The sequence below is a fragment of the Microbacterium sp. H37-C3 genome (assembly GCF_027157935.1).
Classification (GTDB): Bacteria; Actinomycetota; Actinomycetes; order Actinomycetales; family Microbacteriaceae; genus Microbacterium; species Microbacterium plantarum.
On the sequence record NZ_JAPVLR010000002.1, the window covers coordinates 335,820 to 348,856 of the forward strand.

General features: G+C 72.2%; 15 protein-coding genes and 1 riboswitch. Of the genes, 11 read left to right on the forward strand and 4 right to left on the reverse strand.

What is annotated here, in order from left to right; genetic code table 11:
* Positions 1-28 precede the first annotated feature (28 nt).
* A complete protein-coding gene (locus O1W71_RS06610; protein ID WP_269267072.1) occupies positions 29-607 on the reverse strand; it encodes an HhH-GPD-type base excision DNA repair protein in 579 nt (192 codons plus the stop codon).
* A 7-nt stretch (positions 608-614) separates the two neighbouring features.
* Here O1W71_RS06610 and O1W71_RS06615 point away from each other — a divergent pair, with 7 nt between their 5' ends.
* The 6 genes from O1W71_RS06615 to O1W71_RS06640 all read left to right on the forward strand — a co-directional run bounded on the left by O1W71_RS06615 (position 615) and on the right by O1W71_RS06640 (position 4,655).
* Complete coding sequence (locus O1W71_RS06615; protein ID WP_269267526.1) at positions 615-2,042, forward strand: protoporphyrinogen/coproporphyrinogen oxidase; 1,428 nt, start codon at positions 615-617, stop codon at positions 2,040-2,042.
* A gap of 94 nt (positions 2,043-2,136) precedes the next feature.
* Positions 2,137-2,496 carry a hypothetical protein gene (locus tag O1W71_RS06620; protein WP_112616169.1) on the forward strand — a complete coding sequence of 120 codons (360 nt, stop codon included), beginning with the start codon at positions 2,137-2,139 and terminating at the stop codon, positions 2,494-2,496.
* Position 2,497: 1 nt separating this feature from the next.
* Positions 2,498-2,908, forward strand: coding sequence for a phage holin family protein (locus O1W71_RS06625; RefSeq protein WP_269267073.1), 411 nt, complete (start codon positions 2,498-2,500; stop codon positions 2,906-2,908).
* On the forward strand, positions 2,898-3,164 hold the full coding sequence (locus O1W71_RS06630) for a hypothetical protein (RefSeq protein ID WP_114589066.1): 267 nt from the start codon (positions 2,898-2,900) through the stop codon (positions 3,162-3,164). The genes O1W71_RS06625 and O1W71_RS06630 overlap by 11 nt, the downstream gene beginning before the upstream one ends.
* Before the next feature lie 200 nt (positions 3,165-3,364).
* Positions 3,365-4,165, forward strand: coding sequence for a uroporphyrinogen-III synthase (locus O1W71_RS06635; RefSeq protein WP_112616173.1), 801 nt, complete (start codon positions 3,365-3,367; stop codon positions 4,163-4,165).
* A 70-nt stretch (positions 4,166-4,235) separates the two neighbouring features.
* Positions 4,236-4,655 (forward strand): hypothetical protein, encoded by a 420-nt coding sequence (locus O1W71_RS06640; RefSeq protein WP_114589068.1) that lies wholly within the window; start codon positions 4,236-4,238, stop codon positions 4,653-4,655.
* On the opposite strand, the gene O1W71_RS06645 is transcribed toward O1W71_RS06640, so the two are convergent.
* On the reverse strand, positions 4,622-5,443 hold the full coding sequence (locus O1W71_RS06645) for an ABC transporter permease subunit (protein ID WP_269267074.1): 822 nt from the start codon (positions 5,441-5,443) through the stop codon (positions 4,622-4,624). The genes O1W71_RS06640 and O1W71_RS06645 overlap by 34 nt on opposite strands.
* The gene (locus tag O1W71_RS06650; RefSeq protein WP_269267075.1) at positions 5,440-6,372 is read right to left on the reverse strand and encodes an ATP-binding cassette domain-containing protein; all 933 of its coding nucleotides are present in this window, start codon (positions 6,370-6,372) and stop codon (positions 5,440-5,442) included. Before O1W71_RS06650 ends, O1W71_RS06645 begins: the two co-directional genes overlap by 4 nt.
* 86 nt (positions 6,373-6,458) lie before the next feature.
* Here O1W71_RS06650 and O1W71_RS06655 point away from each other — a divergent pair, with 86 nt between their 5' ends.
* Both O1W71_RS06655 and O1W71_RS06660 read left to right on the forward strand, forming a co-directional pair.
* Complete coding sequence (locus O1W71_RS06655; protein WP_269267076.1) at positions 6,459-7,529, forward strand: enoyl-CoA hydratase/isomerase family protein; 1,071 nt, start codon at positions 6,459-6,461, stop codon at positions 7,527-7,529.
* A gap of 100 nt (positions 7,530-7,629) precedes the next feature.
* Positions 7,630-8,553, forward strand: a complete 924-nt coding sequence (locus tag O1W71_RS06660) for a DnaJ domain-containing protein (RefSeq protein ID WP_269267077.1) — start codon at positions 7,630-7,632, stop codon at positions 8,551-8,553.
* Between the two features lie 22 nt (positions 8,554-8,575).
* Here the strand turns inward: O1W71_RS06660 and O1W71_RS06665 are convergent, their stop codons facing one another.
* On the reverse strand, positions 8,576-9,928 hold the full coding sequence (locus tag O1W71_RS06665; RefSeq protein ID WP_269267078.1) for a D-alanyl-D-alanine carboxypeptidase: 1,353 nt from the start codon (positions 9,926-9,928) through the stop codon (positions 8,576-8,578).
* Between the two features lie 37 nt (positions 9,929-9,965).
* Positions 9,966-10,075: riboswitch (TPP riboswitch) on the forward strand.
* Between O1W71_RS06665 and O1W71_RS06670 the strand changes: the two genes are divergently transcribed.
* The 3 genes from O1W71_RS06670 to O1W71_RS06680 all read left to right on the forward strand — a co-directional run bounded on the left by O1W71_RS06670 (position 10,068) and on the right by O1W71_RS06680 (position 13,020).
* Positions 10,068-10,703, forward strand: a complete 636-nt coding sequence (locus tag O1W71_RS06670; RefSeq protein ID WP_112616187.1) for an ECF transporter S component — start codon at positions 10,068-10,070, stop codon at positions 10,701-10,703. (Overlaps the previous riboswitch by 8 nt.)
* Entirely contained in the window at positions 10,622-12,232 is a 1,611-nt protein-coding gene (locus tag O1W71_RS06675) for an ABC transporter ATP-binding protein (protein ID WP_442923952.1), read from the forward strand. The genes O1W71_RS06670 and O1W71_RS06675 overlap by 82 nt, the downstream gene beginning before the upstream one ends.
* A complete protein-coding gene (locus O1W71_RS06680; RefSeq protein ID WP_269267080.1) occupies positions 12,229-13,020 on the forward strand; it encodes an energy-coupling factor transporter transmembrane component T family protein in 792 nt (263 codons plus the stop codon). The genes O1W71_RS06675 and O1W71_RS06680 overlap by 4 nt, the downstream gene beginning before the upstream one ends.
* Positions 13,021-13,037: the final 17 nt, after the last annotated feature.

Below are 13,037 nucleotides of genomic sequence, written 5' to 3' on the forward strand. Positions count from 1 at the left end.
GTCCGCCAGTCTTTTCGAAAACCGCGACTCAGGAGGCAGAGGCGTCCTTCGCTGCCGCCTTCGCCGCGCGCTTGTACTCGCGGACCTTCGTCAGCGACTCGGGTGAGACGATGTCGGCCACCGAGCGGAACGAGCCCTCGTCGCCGTACGAGCCCGCGGCCTCCCGCCAACCGTCGCCGGTGAAGCCGTACTGCTTGCCCAGAAGCGCGAGAAAGATCTTCGCCTTCTGCTCACCGAACCCCGGCAGCGCCTTGAGCCGCTTCAAGACGGTGAGGCCGTCCGGGTCGCCGGCGGTCCAGATCGCCGACGCGTCGCCGTCCCAGTCGTCCACGATCGTCCGGCAGAGCGTCTGCACCCGGCCCGCCATCGACCCGGGAAAGCGGTGCACGGCCGGCGTCTGGCGGAAGACCTCGACGAACTCGTCGGGGTCGTAGCCCGCGATCGTCGCCGCGTCGACCGACCCCGCGCGCTCGCGGATCTTCAGCGGCCCGGTGAACGCCGTCTCCATGGCGATCTGCTGGTCGAGCAGCATCCCGATCAGCAGCGCGAGCGGATTCTCGGTCAGCAGCTGGTCGGCGGCGGAGTCGTCGGTGATGTGCAGGCTCATGCTCTCCATGTTCTCATCGGCGAGACGGCAGGATGGGGGCATGACGGATCTCGTGACGCATGCCCACGACACCCGGGTCGTCGTCGTCGGCGGCGGTATGGCGGGCATCGTCGCGGCGCTCGAATGTGCGCGCCTCGGACTGCAGGTCACCCTGATCGAGGCCGGGCCGCAGCTCGGCGGCTCCCTCGACCGGGCGACGCTGGGCGACCTGACGGTGGATGCCGCGGCCGACGGCATCCCGGCGTCCGCGAAGACGCTCGCGAAGCTCATCGACGAGGTCGGGCTGAGCGATGAACTCGAGACCGCCCGCGACGACGAGCTGTGGCTCGGCGCCGGTCCGGCCGGACCTGCTCCCGCGCCCGCGGGGACGGTGCTGGGCATCCCCGCCAACCCCTGGGCCGAGGATGTGCGACGACACATCGAGGGGCGTGGCGCCTGGCGTGCCTATCTCGACCGCGTGCGCCCGCCGCTGACGGTCGGGCGCCACCGCAGTCTCGGCGAGCTGGTCTCGTCGCGCATGGGCGAGCGGGTGCGCGACCGGCTCGTAGCCCCGTATGTGCTCGCCGTCCACGGCGTCGCTCCCGAGTTCATCGACGTCGACGCCGCGGCGCCGTCGCTCAACCCCGCGCTCACGCGGACCGGCTCGCTCAGCGGCGCGGTCGCGCAGACCGTGCGCCCCGGTTCCGCGCAGCGCCGCGCGCCGCGCGGCGGGCTGTTCCGCCTGATCGATGCGCTCGAAGCGCGCCTGCGGGACTTCGACGTCGACATCCGCACCGGCGCGGCCGTGACGGAGATCCGTCGCGAGCGCGACACGTGGCTCGTGCGTGCCGACAGCGTCGAAGAGCCGGTACCTGCCGATCTGCTGATCGTCGCCGCGGACGAAGACGCCGCGCGCCGATTGCTGTCCCCGCACGTGGAGCTTCCCGCGAGCGCCGAGCCCCGGCCAGCGCCGCTCGACGTGGTGCTGCTCCGCATCGAGGGGGTCGACCTGCCCGAGCGGGGGTCGCTCGTGATCGGGCCCGGGTCCGAGCCGGCCACCGTGCGTCCGATCTCGCGGACCTGGCCGTGGATCGGCGAGGCGCTTGCCGAGGGCGAGCACATCATCCGGGTGACCCTGCCGCACACCGCCGGGTCGGACGCGGAGGGCGTCGGGGCCGCGCGCGCGGCGGCGTCCGATCTGTGCGGCGTGGCGATCCCGGCAGGCGCCGTACGCGCGTCGGCCCGCATCAGCTACTCCCGCGCGGCCCCGGCGTCACTGCTGGGTCATGACGAGGCGGCCCAGGCTGTCCGGGCGCGGGCGCGTGAGATGCCCGCCCTGGCGCTCGTGGGCGGGTGGCTGTCGGGCAACAGCCTCGATCGGGTCGCCGCCGACGCCATCGCCGAGGCGGACGCCGCTCGCCGTGCGGTGCTCTGGCGAGGAGTCGATCCGGCATGATAGTCGGCTCCGCCGGGTTTCGGGAGTGGATACCTGAGGCGGCATACGGCGATAGCCTGGGACCACGCAGCAACGTCGAACGTGAGGAGACCCCATGAGGGGCAAGATTGGCATCGCCGTCGGACTCGCCGCGGGCTACGTGCTCGGGGCACGCGCCGGGCGTCAGCGCTACGAGCAGATCAAAGAGAAGGCCCAGCAGGTCTGGGAGCTCGACCCCGTGCAGAAGCAGGTCGGCAAGGTGACCGAGCTCGGCAAGTCCGCCGCCCTCGCCGTCCCCAGCGTCGTCTGGGACAGTGCGAAGAAGGTCGTCAAGGCCGCGAGCAAGAGCGGCACCCCCGGCGAGAAGCTCGACGCGGCCGTGGCCGAGGGCGAGAAGGCTGCCGGCGACGTGCGCAAGGCCGCCGAGCGCGACGCGCGCAAGGTCGCCGACGCGAGCGCCGTGGCGGACAGCTGAGATGAGCACGCCCCGCGGATTCCGCGATCGCGCCGACGACAGCCTGTTCGCTCTGATCGGCGAGATCCCCGAGCTGGTCCGCAACCTCGTCGTCGCCGAGATCGATTCGGCGAAGGCCTGGGCCAAGAAGACGGGAAAGGATGCCGGCCTCGGCGGTGTCTGGTTCATCGTCGCGCTGTTCTTCCTGTTCTGGACGATCCCGGCCATCGGCGCTTTCGCGATCATCGGGCTGTCGTCGTGGCTGCCCGCGTGGGCCGCCTCGCTGATCGTGATCGGAATCCTCCTGGTGATCGCCGCCGTGTTCGCGGTGCTGGGGCTCCTCCGCTTCAAGCGTCTGAGCTCACGGCAGAACCCCGCCCAGGCGATCTCCACCGACGCCAAGATCGTGAAGGAAGTGGCTGATGAGTTCTGAGCTCCCTGACACCGCGGTGCCGCTGGGCATCTCCGACCCGGTCGAGAAGGCGCGTGCCGAGCTGAAGGCCGCGCTCGCCGCCATCGAGCACAAGGCGAACCTCCCCAAGCGGGCGGTCATCGCAACCGACCGCGCCAGCCGCGAGGCGCGCGCGTATGCGCAGCGCAACCCGGCGGGAGCCGCTGCGGCAGCGGTCGGCGTCGCGGTCGCCGTGGGCGCCGTGGTCTGGGGCATCGCCCGGCTGATCGCCCGCTGACCCGTCCGTTCTCGGCCAACCGAGTCCGGATCGATACCTCCCGCCGCCGCCTCCCGCCCGCATCGGAGTATGCTCGGAAACGAGGCAGCGGCGATGGAGCGGATGCTGCCGATGTTGCGCATCCGGGTCTGCACCGCCCGGAGAAGGAACGTGCGTCGGCCGCTCTTCCGGGGGCGGCCGCGCCTCATGAGAGCCACCATATGCATGTCGAGCCCGGCCACCCAGAGCCGCAGAAGCCCCTCCGGGGGTGGCGCGTGCTCGTGCCGCGCGGCGGTCCCTGGGGCGACCAGGTCGCGGCACTCCTGCGATCGCACGGTGCCACGCCCGTCATCGCGCCGCTGGTGAACTTCGCGCCCACGACGGATGTCGCCGATCTCGAAGGCGCGCTCGCCGAGCTCGCGGCCGGAGCCTTCGACTGGATCACGTTGACGAGTGCCACGACCGTCGACGTCCTGTACGCCTATCGCGCGGAGATCCCCGCGCGCACGCGCGTCGCCGCGGTCGGTGAGACGACGGCTGCGGCGCTGACCGCGGTCGGGTACCGCGTTGACCTGGTTCCCGACGAGGACGATTCGGCGGCCGGCCTCGCCGAGCAGATCCTCGCCATCGAGCCCGAGCCGACACGCGTCCTGGCGCTGCGCAGCGAGGTCGCCAAGCCCGTCCTCACCAGGATGCTCGTCGAGGCCGGTCACGACGTCCGCAGCGTCGTGGCGTACCGCACCGTCGGCGTCCCGGTGACCGAACGCATTGCAGCCGACGTGGCCAGCGGGCGCATCAATGCGGTGCTCGTGACCAGCGGCTCGGTCGCCGAGCAGGTCAGCGAGCAGTTCCCCGATCTGCCGGCGTCGACTCTGATCGCGGCGATCGGCCCGCGGACGGCCCGCGACGCGCGCAAGCTCGGTCTCACCGTCGATGTGGTGGCCGCCGAGACCACGATCTCATCCCTCCTCGATGCGATCGCCCGCCAGCCTGCCCCGGCATCGGGAGCATCGGCGTCCTGACGCGATCGCGGCGGTGATCGTTGCCGGTCTGTGAGCATTTCGTGAGTGTCCGACTGGCAGACTGAGACGCATGGTGACGCTTCTGCTCGACTCCGCGCAGCTCGAAGTCGTGCTCTCGGCGACCGAGCGCGCCGCAGCATTCCGTCAGCGGAATGTCCTGGTGTCTCGCGAGCACATCGCGCGGGTGCAGCTGACGGATGACGCGTGGTCGTGGCTCCGCGGCGTGCCGCGCCCCGGACTGCTGGTTCCTGCGGTCATCGCGGCCGGTTCCTTCGAGTCAGCGGGAGGCACCGATTTCGTCCTGGTCCGGCGTCGCCGCCCGTCGGTCGTCGTCGACCTCGAGGGCGACGACGAGTTCCAGCGTCTGATCCTCACGACGCGGCACGGGGTGGCGCTCGTGCGCGCCCTGCGCCTCGACGTCGAGGACGAGCCGGCTGACGTGGCGGATCTGGTCGATCAGGCGACGTCGCGCCGCCACGACACCGCGTAGCCGATCACGGCGAACACGACGGCGTAGCCGACGAGCACGAGCCCGCCCGCCCACCACTCCAGGGGCTGGCCGGCGCTCCCGCCCATGGCGGCGTAGATGCTGTCGCCCGCGAGCGCATCCGAGGCCGCACCCGGGAGGAAGCGCACCACGTCGGCGAGCCCGTCGACCATGCTCGCGCCCACGCGGGCGATCGGCTCGACGAACTGGGTGAAAGCGAGGATGCCGACGACAGCGGCGATCTGGTTGCGGATGAGGGTGCCGAGCGCGATGCCCACGAGCACCCAGAGCACGAGGGCGAGCAGCATCCGTCCGAGGAACGCCCAGGTCTCGGGGCGTCCGAGCTGCGGGTCGACGCCGAACAGCGCCAGCATCCCACCGCCTGCGGCGACCGTCGAGCCGACGGCGGCGACGCCGAAGACGAGACCCATGACGATGCCCGCGAGCATCTTCGCCGACAACGCGATGCCACGTCGAGGGGTGGCCAGGAAGGTCGGCGTCAGGGTCTTGTGGCGGTACTCGCCGGTCACGAGCAGTGAACCCACGACGAGCGGGAACACGTATCCCATCGCCGTGGCGAGCCCGTAGATGAGGCTCGGCAGCCGATCGCCGAGCCCCGTCGGCAGCGACGTGGTGCCCGGGAGCGAGCCGTTCTCGCCCGCCGCGAAGACGGCGGCCATACCGCCGGCCGTTCCGCCGATGTACAGGACGAGGACGATCAGGAGGATCCACCAGACCGAGGTGGAGAACTGCTTCGTCAGTTCCGATCGGGTCGCGTTCACGAGGTTCATCGCGTCTCCTCCCCGGTCACGGCCGACGGGTGCACGCGGGTGCCGCTGACGAGCTCCAGGAAGACCTCTTCGAAAGCCGGACCCTTCCGCTGCAACGCGGTCAGGGCGATGCCGGCGTCGGCGGCGATGCGTCCGACCGTCGGGGCGTCGGCACCGCGCACGGCAAGGCCTGTGCGGCGTTCGTCGCTCTCGAAGCCGGCGGCCGAGAGGGCGCGGCGGAGCGCGTCTCGATCTTCGGCGTCGACGACGGTCGCGATCTCGTCCTGCGGCACGACATGCTCGATGCCGCCCTGGTACACGAGGCGCCCGCGCGTGATGATCATGAGCGCATCGACGGACTGCTGCACCTCTGCCAGCAGGTGCGACGAGACCAGGACGGTGCGTCCTTCCGCGGCGAGGTCGCGGAGGAAGCGGCGGATCCAGCGGATGCCTTCGGGGTCGAGCCCGTTCGTCGGCTCGTCGAGGACCAGGACGCCGGGGTCGCCCAGCAGGGCGTAGGCGAGACCGAGGCGCTGCCGCATCCCGAGTGAGAACCCGCCCACCTTGCGGCCGGCGACATCGCCGAGACCGACGATGCCCAGGGCGTCGTCGACGCGCGACGTCGGGATCCCCGCCGCATGGGCGTAGACCCGGAGATGTGCGGCGGCCGATCGGCCCGGGTGGAAGCTGGACGACTCGAGGACGGCGCCGACGGTCTGCAGCGGGTGCTTCAGGTCGCGGTAGCGGCGGCCACCGATCGTGGCGGAGCCCGACGTGGGGGAGATGAGCCCGAGGAGCATGCGCAGCGTCGTGGTCTTGCCCGCACCGTTCGGTCCGAGGAAGCCGGTGACGGCGCCCGGTTCGACCCGCGCCGTCAGGCCGTCGACCGCCGCGACGGCGCCGAAACGTTTGGCCACGTCGGTGAACTCCAGCACCTGTCCGTCCGCCATCGCGCCCCCTCTCGCCGGGTGGTTCCGCTCCCATCCTGCCCGACACGCCGCGTTCACCGCGAACTCCGAGCGGTAGCGTGGCGAGGGTGACCGACGCCGCTGCATCCGATCCGCGTGTCCGAGTCCGTGTCGATCGTGCACTCGGACATCTCACTCTCGACCGGCCGCGCGCCATCAACGCCCTCGACCTCGGCATGATCCAGCGCCTCGCCGCAGCGCTCGACGCGTGGGAGGACGACCCGGGTGTGGACGCCGTCCTCCTCGATGGCGCGGGCGACCGCGGGCTGTGCGCGGGGGGCGACGTCCGCGGGCTGTACGACCAGATCGTCGCGGGCGATGTCGCCGAGACGGCGCACTTCTTCCGGGCCGAGTACGCCCTCAACGCACGGATCGCCGCGTACCCCAAGCCCGTGGTCGTGTTCGCCGACGGTGTGACGATGGGCGGCGGGATCGGGCTCGCCGGTCACGCGGCGGTGCGGGTGGTCACCGAACGGTCGCGCCTGGCGATGCCCGAGGTGCGGATCGGCTTCACTCCCGACGTCGGCGGCAGCCTGCTGCTGGCCCGGGCGCCGGGGCGCGTGGGGGAGTACCTCGCGTTGACCGGTGAGTCGATGGATGGCGCTGACGCGATCTACGCCGGGTTCGCCGACCACCTCGTTCGCTCCGAGCGGCTCGATGATCTGCGCGACGCCCTCGTCAGCCGCGCCGACCCCCAGACCGCGACCGAGCTCGTCCTCTTATTCGACGAGACGGCCGCTCCTGCCCGCCTCGAGGCCGCCCGGCCCTGGATCGACGACGCCTTCGCCGCCGACTCCGTCGGCGAGATCATCGGCCGGTTGCGGAAGCGCGCCGAGCCGGAGGCCCACGCCACCGCTGAGCTGCTCGAGACGCTTCCGCCGACCGCTCTTGCCGTCACCCTCGCGGCCGTCCGCGCCGCGCGCGAGCAGGACGAGCTGCGAACGGTCCTGGCGCAGGAGTACGGCCTGGTGCTGTGGTTCGCCACGACGCAGCCCGACCTCGTCGAGGGCATCCGAGCCCGCCTCGTCGACAAGGACGGGGCGCCGTCGTGGTCGCCCGCGTCTCGTGACGACCTCGCTCCCGATGTCGTCGCGCGGGCGTTCGGGTTCGAGCCCGTCCCGGCCCTATGGACTGACTGAGTTCCGTCGGACGTCCGGGCTCCGCCCGGTCGCGAGGTAATAGTCTCGGGATGCTGTGCGTCCGCGCCGTCCCGGGGCTGCGCCGCGCGAGGGAGGGTTCGTGTTCGACAGTCCGCTGTCCGTCTCGGCGTACGACGTGCTCGGGGTCGCGCCCGACGTCGACGACGAGGAGCTTCGCCGCGCCTACCGACTCCGGTTGCGGCAGACGCATCCCGACACCGGGGGCGACGCCGTGAAGTTCGTGCAGGTGCAGCGTGCCTGGGACCTGGTCGGCACGTCCGCCGCCCGCGCCGCCTACGACCGCGGACACGGTTTCGCGGACGCCCCGACCTTCTCTCCCGACGCCCCGACGTGGCGGCCGCCGCAGCGCCCGACCGACACCCGCCCGCGGGCGCGGTCGTTCGGGCAGCCCGGCGGCTGGCGCCGTGAGCGCTACCTGACCCTCATCCGGGAGTGGGTCGGACGTGGCGCAGCGGTCGACGACCCGTACGACCCCGCGCTCGTCCGGACCGCGCCCCACGAGATCCGGCGGCTGCTGGCCGACGCCCTCGCTGAGGAGGCGACGGCTCGCGTGGTCGCGGACCTCGGAATGGGGTACACCGTCTGGCATGACGTGGCCGCCGACCCCCGCGATCCCGACGTGAAGCTCGACCACGTGGTGCTCGGGCCCTCCGGGCTCTACGCCGTGCTGTCGGAGGACTTCGGCGCTCCGGTGCGCACTCGGCGCGGCGAGCTGATCGGCGAGGGCGTCGACTCGCCGATCGCGACGCTCGTGCATCGAGCGCGAGCACTCAGCCGCGCCGCGCGGGTGAAGTTCAGCGGCGCGATCGTGGTGCTCCCCGACGACGATGTGGTGCAGGCCATCGAGGAACTCGGCCGTGTGCGCGGTCTCGCGGTCGCGGTGGTGGGACGTTCGGCGCTGGCCACGGTGCTCCGTCGCGGGGTCGCCGGTGCGCGTGAGATCGGCGGGAACGAGCTCTTCGACGTCCGCACCCGCCTGCAGCAGACCGTCCGCTTCGTATGATGTCTGCTCGGGCGTCGCGAGGTCAGTCCGCGAGACCCCACAGCTGCAGCGGGTGGCTGAGGCGCCACCAGATGTCCGGGTCGGGGATGTCCGCGGTCAGGCGCAGGGTCGTGGTCGCCGAGCCGAGCGGGCCGGTGAGCGTCAGCTCGCCCGCCTCGTCGCCGGCGTCGCGGGAATCGCCGAGCTCGACGTTCGCCGCAGCCTGAGACGACTGCGTGTTCCAGAGCGCGACCCGGACGTCGGCGTCGGTGACGATCTCGGCTGTCGCACCCCACGCGGTGGTCGCGGTGCCGGCGACGGTTCCCGCGGGCAGGGCCGGTGAGGCGGCGATCTCGGCGATGGTGCGATCGAGCAGCTCGGCCGTCGCCGAGTGGCGGGTCTCGTCGTCGGGCTGATCGAGAGCGGTCGCGTACACGCGGACGTTCACCCCGTCGATGGCGGTGTCTTTCGCGGCGACGAGGTTGTACGACCCGAACAGGCTGCCCGTCTTGACGCCGACGACCGCGGGGTCGGCCAGCAGAGCATTGGTGTTCTCGACGAAACCGGCGCCCGGCAGCTCGACGGAGCGCTGCGCCACGATACCGGCGATGACCGGGTTCGACATCGCGGTCTCGGCGAGGGCGATGACGGATGCCGGTGCCGCCGTGTTCTCCGGATCGATCCCGCTCGAATCGACGACGGTGACGCCGCCGAGATCATGGGCCTGCAGCCAGGCGTTCGCCGCCTCGACGTAGGCGTCTTCATCGGGCCAGAGGTCGAACACGAGACGGTCGGCGTAGTTGTTCGCCGATCCGATCAGCACGCCCTGCAGCAGCTGATACTGCGTCAGTACGCCGTCGACGGGTACGTCGAGAGCCGACTGGTCGTCGGCGAGGTAGGCGCGGTACTCCCGGCGGTCGGCGGAGGTGAAAGCGAATTCCGGACCCTGCTCGCCGTCGGCGAGCGGCATCCGGTCGAGGACGACGAGGGCCGTGACGAGCTTGGTGATGCTCGCGATGGACTCGGGCTCGCTCGACGAGGTCGAGACGTTCGCGAAGCCCTCGACGCCGGTCGCGCCGGCGCCTTCGAGGGGCCACGCCGGCTGTGCGACGGCTGCGGCGGGGGCGGTTACGGCGGCGGGGAGGATGTCGGGCGCGACGGCGTCGAGCGGCCAGAGAAGCGTCGCCGCCGCGTAGCCGCCCACGGTGAGGGCGGCGATTCCCAGCGTCGACAGGGCGGCCGGCGCCGCGGAGCGTCGCGGCGGCTCGGTGAGCAGGTCGGCGTGCGCGACCGTGTACGGGCCTGCTGAGGCAGCCGCTTCGTTTCGCCTGCCGCCGCGCGCGACGGCGTCCTCGTCGACCCACGCGAGGGCGACGCGCGCGTCGGGAGAACTCACCCGCCCAACGTACATCGCCCGCGCGACGTTATACTTCAGCGACAACCACGGGAGTCCGGTGAGCCGGGCTGAGAGGAAGCGATCCACGCTTCGACCGTCGAACCTGATCCGGATCATGCCGGCGCAGGGAGGAGAGAGAATGCACGCTGCTGCGTCCACCACCGAGTCCGATCGTCGTACTGGCCGCACGCCCGGCCGTTTCCGCTGGCGCGTCGTCGACATCGTCATCGCCAGTGTCATCGGCGTCGCCTGCGCCGCGGTGTTCCTGCTGTGGAACGTCGCCTATCAGGGCCCGTCCGCCGCACTCACGCCGTTGCTTCCGGGCCTGCAGGGCCTGCTCGCCGGGCCCTGGCTCATCGCCGGCGTTCTCGGCGGCCTCATCATCCGCAAGCCCGGCGCGGCGCTCTACACCGAGCTGCTCGCGGCTGTGATCTCGGCGCTCGTCGGCAATCAGTGGGGCCCCCTCACGATCGTCTCCGGTCTCGTTCAGGGATTGGGCGCGGAACTGATCTTCCTGGTGTTCCTCTACGCGTCGTGGCGTCTTCCGGTCGCGCTCCTCGCGGGTGCCGGGGCGGGTCTCGCCGGCGGCATCAACGACCGCATCCTCTGGTACCCCGGTGCCGACACTCTCTTCACGTCGGTCTACATCGCCTCGACGACGATCTCGGGCGCCGTCATCGCCGGTCTCGGCGGATGGCTCATCACGCGCGCGCTGGCGCGGACGGGAGCCCTCGGCCGGTTCGCGGCCGGGCGCGAAGCCACCGCCCGCGTCTGACGGTGGGCGACGCCGGGGCTCCGCGGCCCGCGACCCTCGAGGCCCGCGGGTGGGGGTGGCGCTACGCGACGCGACGCGCGTGGGCTGCACGCGAGACGACGTTCCGCATCGATGCCGGCGAGCGCGTGCTGCTGCTCGGCGCTTCGGGGTCGGGCAAATCGACGCTGCTGCAAGGCCTCGCCGGGGTCCTCGGCGGAGCCGACGAAGGCGAGCAGGAGGGGACGCTACTCGTGGACGGGCAGCCGGCCGCGGAGGCCCGTGGCCGAGCAGGGCTCGTTCTGCAAGACCCCGACAGCCAGACGATCCTCGCGCGGGTGGGCGACGACGTCGCGTTCGGCTGCGAGAACCTGGGCGTGCCCCGCGACGAGATCTGGCGCCGGGTACGGGCTGCGTTGGATGCGGTCGGACTCGACGTCCCGCTGGATCGTTCGACCGCGGCGTTGTCGGGCGGGCAGAAGCAGCGCCTCGCCCTCGCGGGCATCGTCGCGATGCAGCCGGGTGCGGTGCTGCTCGACGAGCCGACCGCGAACCTCGATCCTGCGGGCGTCGTCGACGTCCGGGACGCCGTCGCCCGCGCGCTCGATGCGACCGGGGCCACGCTCGTCGTGATCGAGCACCGGATCGAGGCGTGGCTTCCCGTCGTCGATCGGGTCATCGTGCTGGCGCCCGGCGGCGAGGTCATCGCTGACGGCGATCCTCGAACGGTGCTGACCGAACGGGGCCAGGAGCTCGCTGCGGCGGGCGTGTGGGTGCCCGGCATCCGTCCCTCCTTCCCGCCGCGGCCCGCCACTCGGCCTGGCGATGTGCTGCTGTCGGCCGCGGATCTCGTGGTCGGACGTGCCGCCGGCTCGCCGGCCGCCGGGCCTCTCGACCTCGATGTGCGGGCGGGCGAGGTGCTCGGTGTCGTCGGGCCGAACGGTGCCGGCAAGTCGACCCTCGGGCTCACGCTCGCGGGGCTGCTCCCCGGGCAGGGGGGTGCCGTGCGCGCGGCGGACGGCCTCGCTGCCGGGGCTGCGCTCGCCCGCCGTTCACGGCGACGTGTCGCCGCGGCCCCCGCCGACCCCGCGGCGTGGACGTCGACGGCGTTGCTGACGCGGATCGGGACGGTCCTGCAGGAGCCCGAGCATCAGATCCTGCGCGCATCGGTGCGCGACGAGCTCGAGGTCGGGCCCCGCGCTCTGGGTCTCGAGGAGACGGAGATCACTGCTCGCGTCGACGAACTGCTCGAGCGGCTTCGGCTCGCCCCGCTCGCCGGGGCCAACCCGTACACACTGTCGGGCGGCGAGAAGCGTCGCCTCACTGTCGCGGCGATGCTGGCGGCGCGTCCCCGGGTCGTGGTCCTCGACGAGCCGACTTTCGGCCAGGATGCGCGCACCTGGTCGGAGCTGGTCGCGATCATCGCTTCCCTGCGCGACGGTGTCGACGACCGCGGCCCGCTCGGCGTCGTCACGATCACTCACGACGATGCCGTGCTCGACGCGCTCGCGGCGCGCCGGTTCGCGCTCGCGCCGGCGGGGGTGCGGGCGTGAGCGCCCCCGTGCATCTCGAAGCTGCGCCGCGCGGCGTCGCGACGCTCAACCCCGTGGCGAAGCTGCTGGCGGCGCTCCTCATTGCACTTCCGCTGGTCATCACGATCGACCCGGTCTCGGCCGGCGTGGCCCTGCTCCTCGAGCTGCCGCTCCTGCTCGCGTCGGGCGTCGGGTGGCGCCGGTTCTGGATGCGGACACTGCCGCTGTGGATCGCCGCGCCGGCGGCCGCGGTGACGATCTCGCTCTACGGCGAGCGAAGCGGCGCCGAGGTCTTCTCCTGGGCATTCGTCCACGTCAGCGAGGGTTCGCTCGCGCTGGGGCTGGCTGCGGCGCTCCGCGTCCTCGCGATCGGGCTGCCGGCCGTCGTGCTGTTCATCACGGTGGACCCGACCGACCTCGCCGACGGGCTGGCGCAGATCTTGCGCCTTCCGGCCCGTTTCGTCATCGGGGGACTCGCCGGGATGCGGATGCTCGGTCTGCTCGCGGAGGATTGGCGCGCGCTCGCCCTCGCGCGGCGGGCCCGTGGCGTGGCCGACGCCGGCCGGCTGCGGCGCACGCTGGGGATGGCCTTCGCGCTTCTCGTGCTGGCCATTCGACGGGGCTCGGCGCTCGCGACCGCGATGGAGGCTCGGGCCTTCGGTGCGCCGGTGCGTCGCACGTGGGCGCGGGAGTCGCGGCTCGCGGCATCCGATGTCGCGGTCATGGCGGGCGGGCTCGCGATCTCGGTCACGGCTCTGGCCGTGTCGGTCGCGGTGGGAGCCTTTCACCCGATCTTCGGCCCGTCCTGAGATCAGGCCACGAGATC

Bases quoted from the DNA above. Each gene is read 5' to 3' on its own strand.
- O1W71_RS06635 (WP_112616173.1), top strand. From the start codon at position 3,365: ATGCATGTCGAGCCCGGCCACCCAGAGCCGCAGAAGCCCCTCCGGGGG.
- O1W71_RS06615 (WP_269267526.1), top strand. From the start codon at position 615: ATGTTCTCATCGGCGAGACGGCAGGATGGGGGCATGACGGATCTCGTG.
- O1W71_RS06670 (WP_112616187.1), top strand. From the start codon at position 10,068: ATGCACGCTGCTGCGTCCACCACCGAGTCCGATCGTCGTACTGGCCGC.
- O1W71_RS06630 (WP_114589066.1), top strand. From the start codon at position 2,898: ATGAGTTCTGAGCTCCCTGACACCGCGGTGCCGCTGGGCATCTCCGAC.
- O1W71_RS06675 (WP_442923952.1), top strand. From the start codon at position 10,622: ATGGCTCATCACGCGCGCGCTGGCGCGGACGGGAGCCCTCGGCCGGTT.
- O1W71_RS06610 (WP_269267072.1), bottom strand. From the start codon at position 607: ATGAGCCTGCACATCACCGACGACTCCGCCGCCGACCAGCTGCTGACC.
- O1W71_RS06620 (WP_112616169.1), top strand. From the start codon at position 2,137: ATGAGGGGCAAGATTGGCATCGCCGTCGGACTCGCCGCGGGCTACGTG.
- O1W71_RS06645 (WP_269267074.1), bottom strand. From the start codon at position 5,443: ATGAACCTCGTGAACGCGACCCGATCGGAACTGACGAAGCAGTTCTCC.
- O1W71_RS06650 (WP_269267075.1), bottom strand. From the start codon at position 6,372: ATGGCGGACGGACAGGTGCTGGAGTTCACCGACGTGGCCAAACGTTTC.
- O1W71_RS06625 (WP_269267073.1), top strand. From the start codon at position 2,498: ATGAGCACGCCCCGCGGATTCCGCGATCGCGCCGACGACAGCCTGTTC.
- O1W71_RS06640 (WP_114589068.1), top strand. From the start codon at position 4,236: ATGGTGACGCTTCTGCTCGACTCCGCGCAGCTCGAAGTCGTGCTCTCG.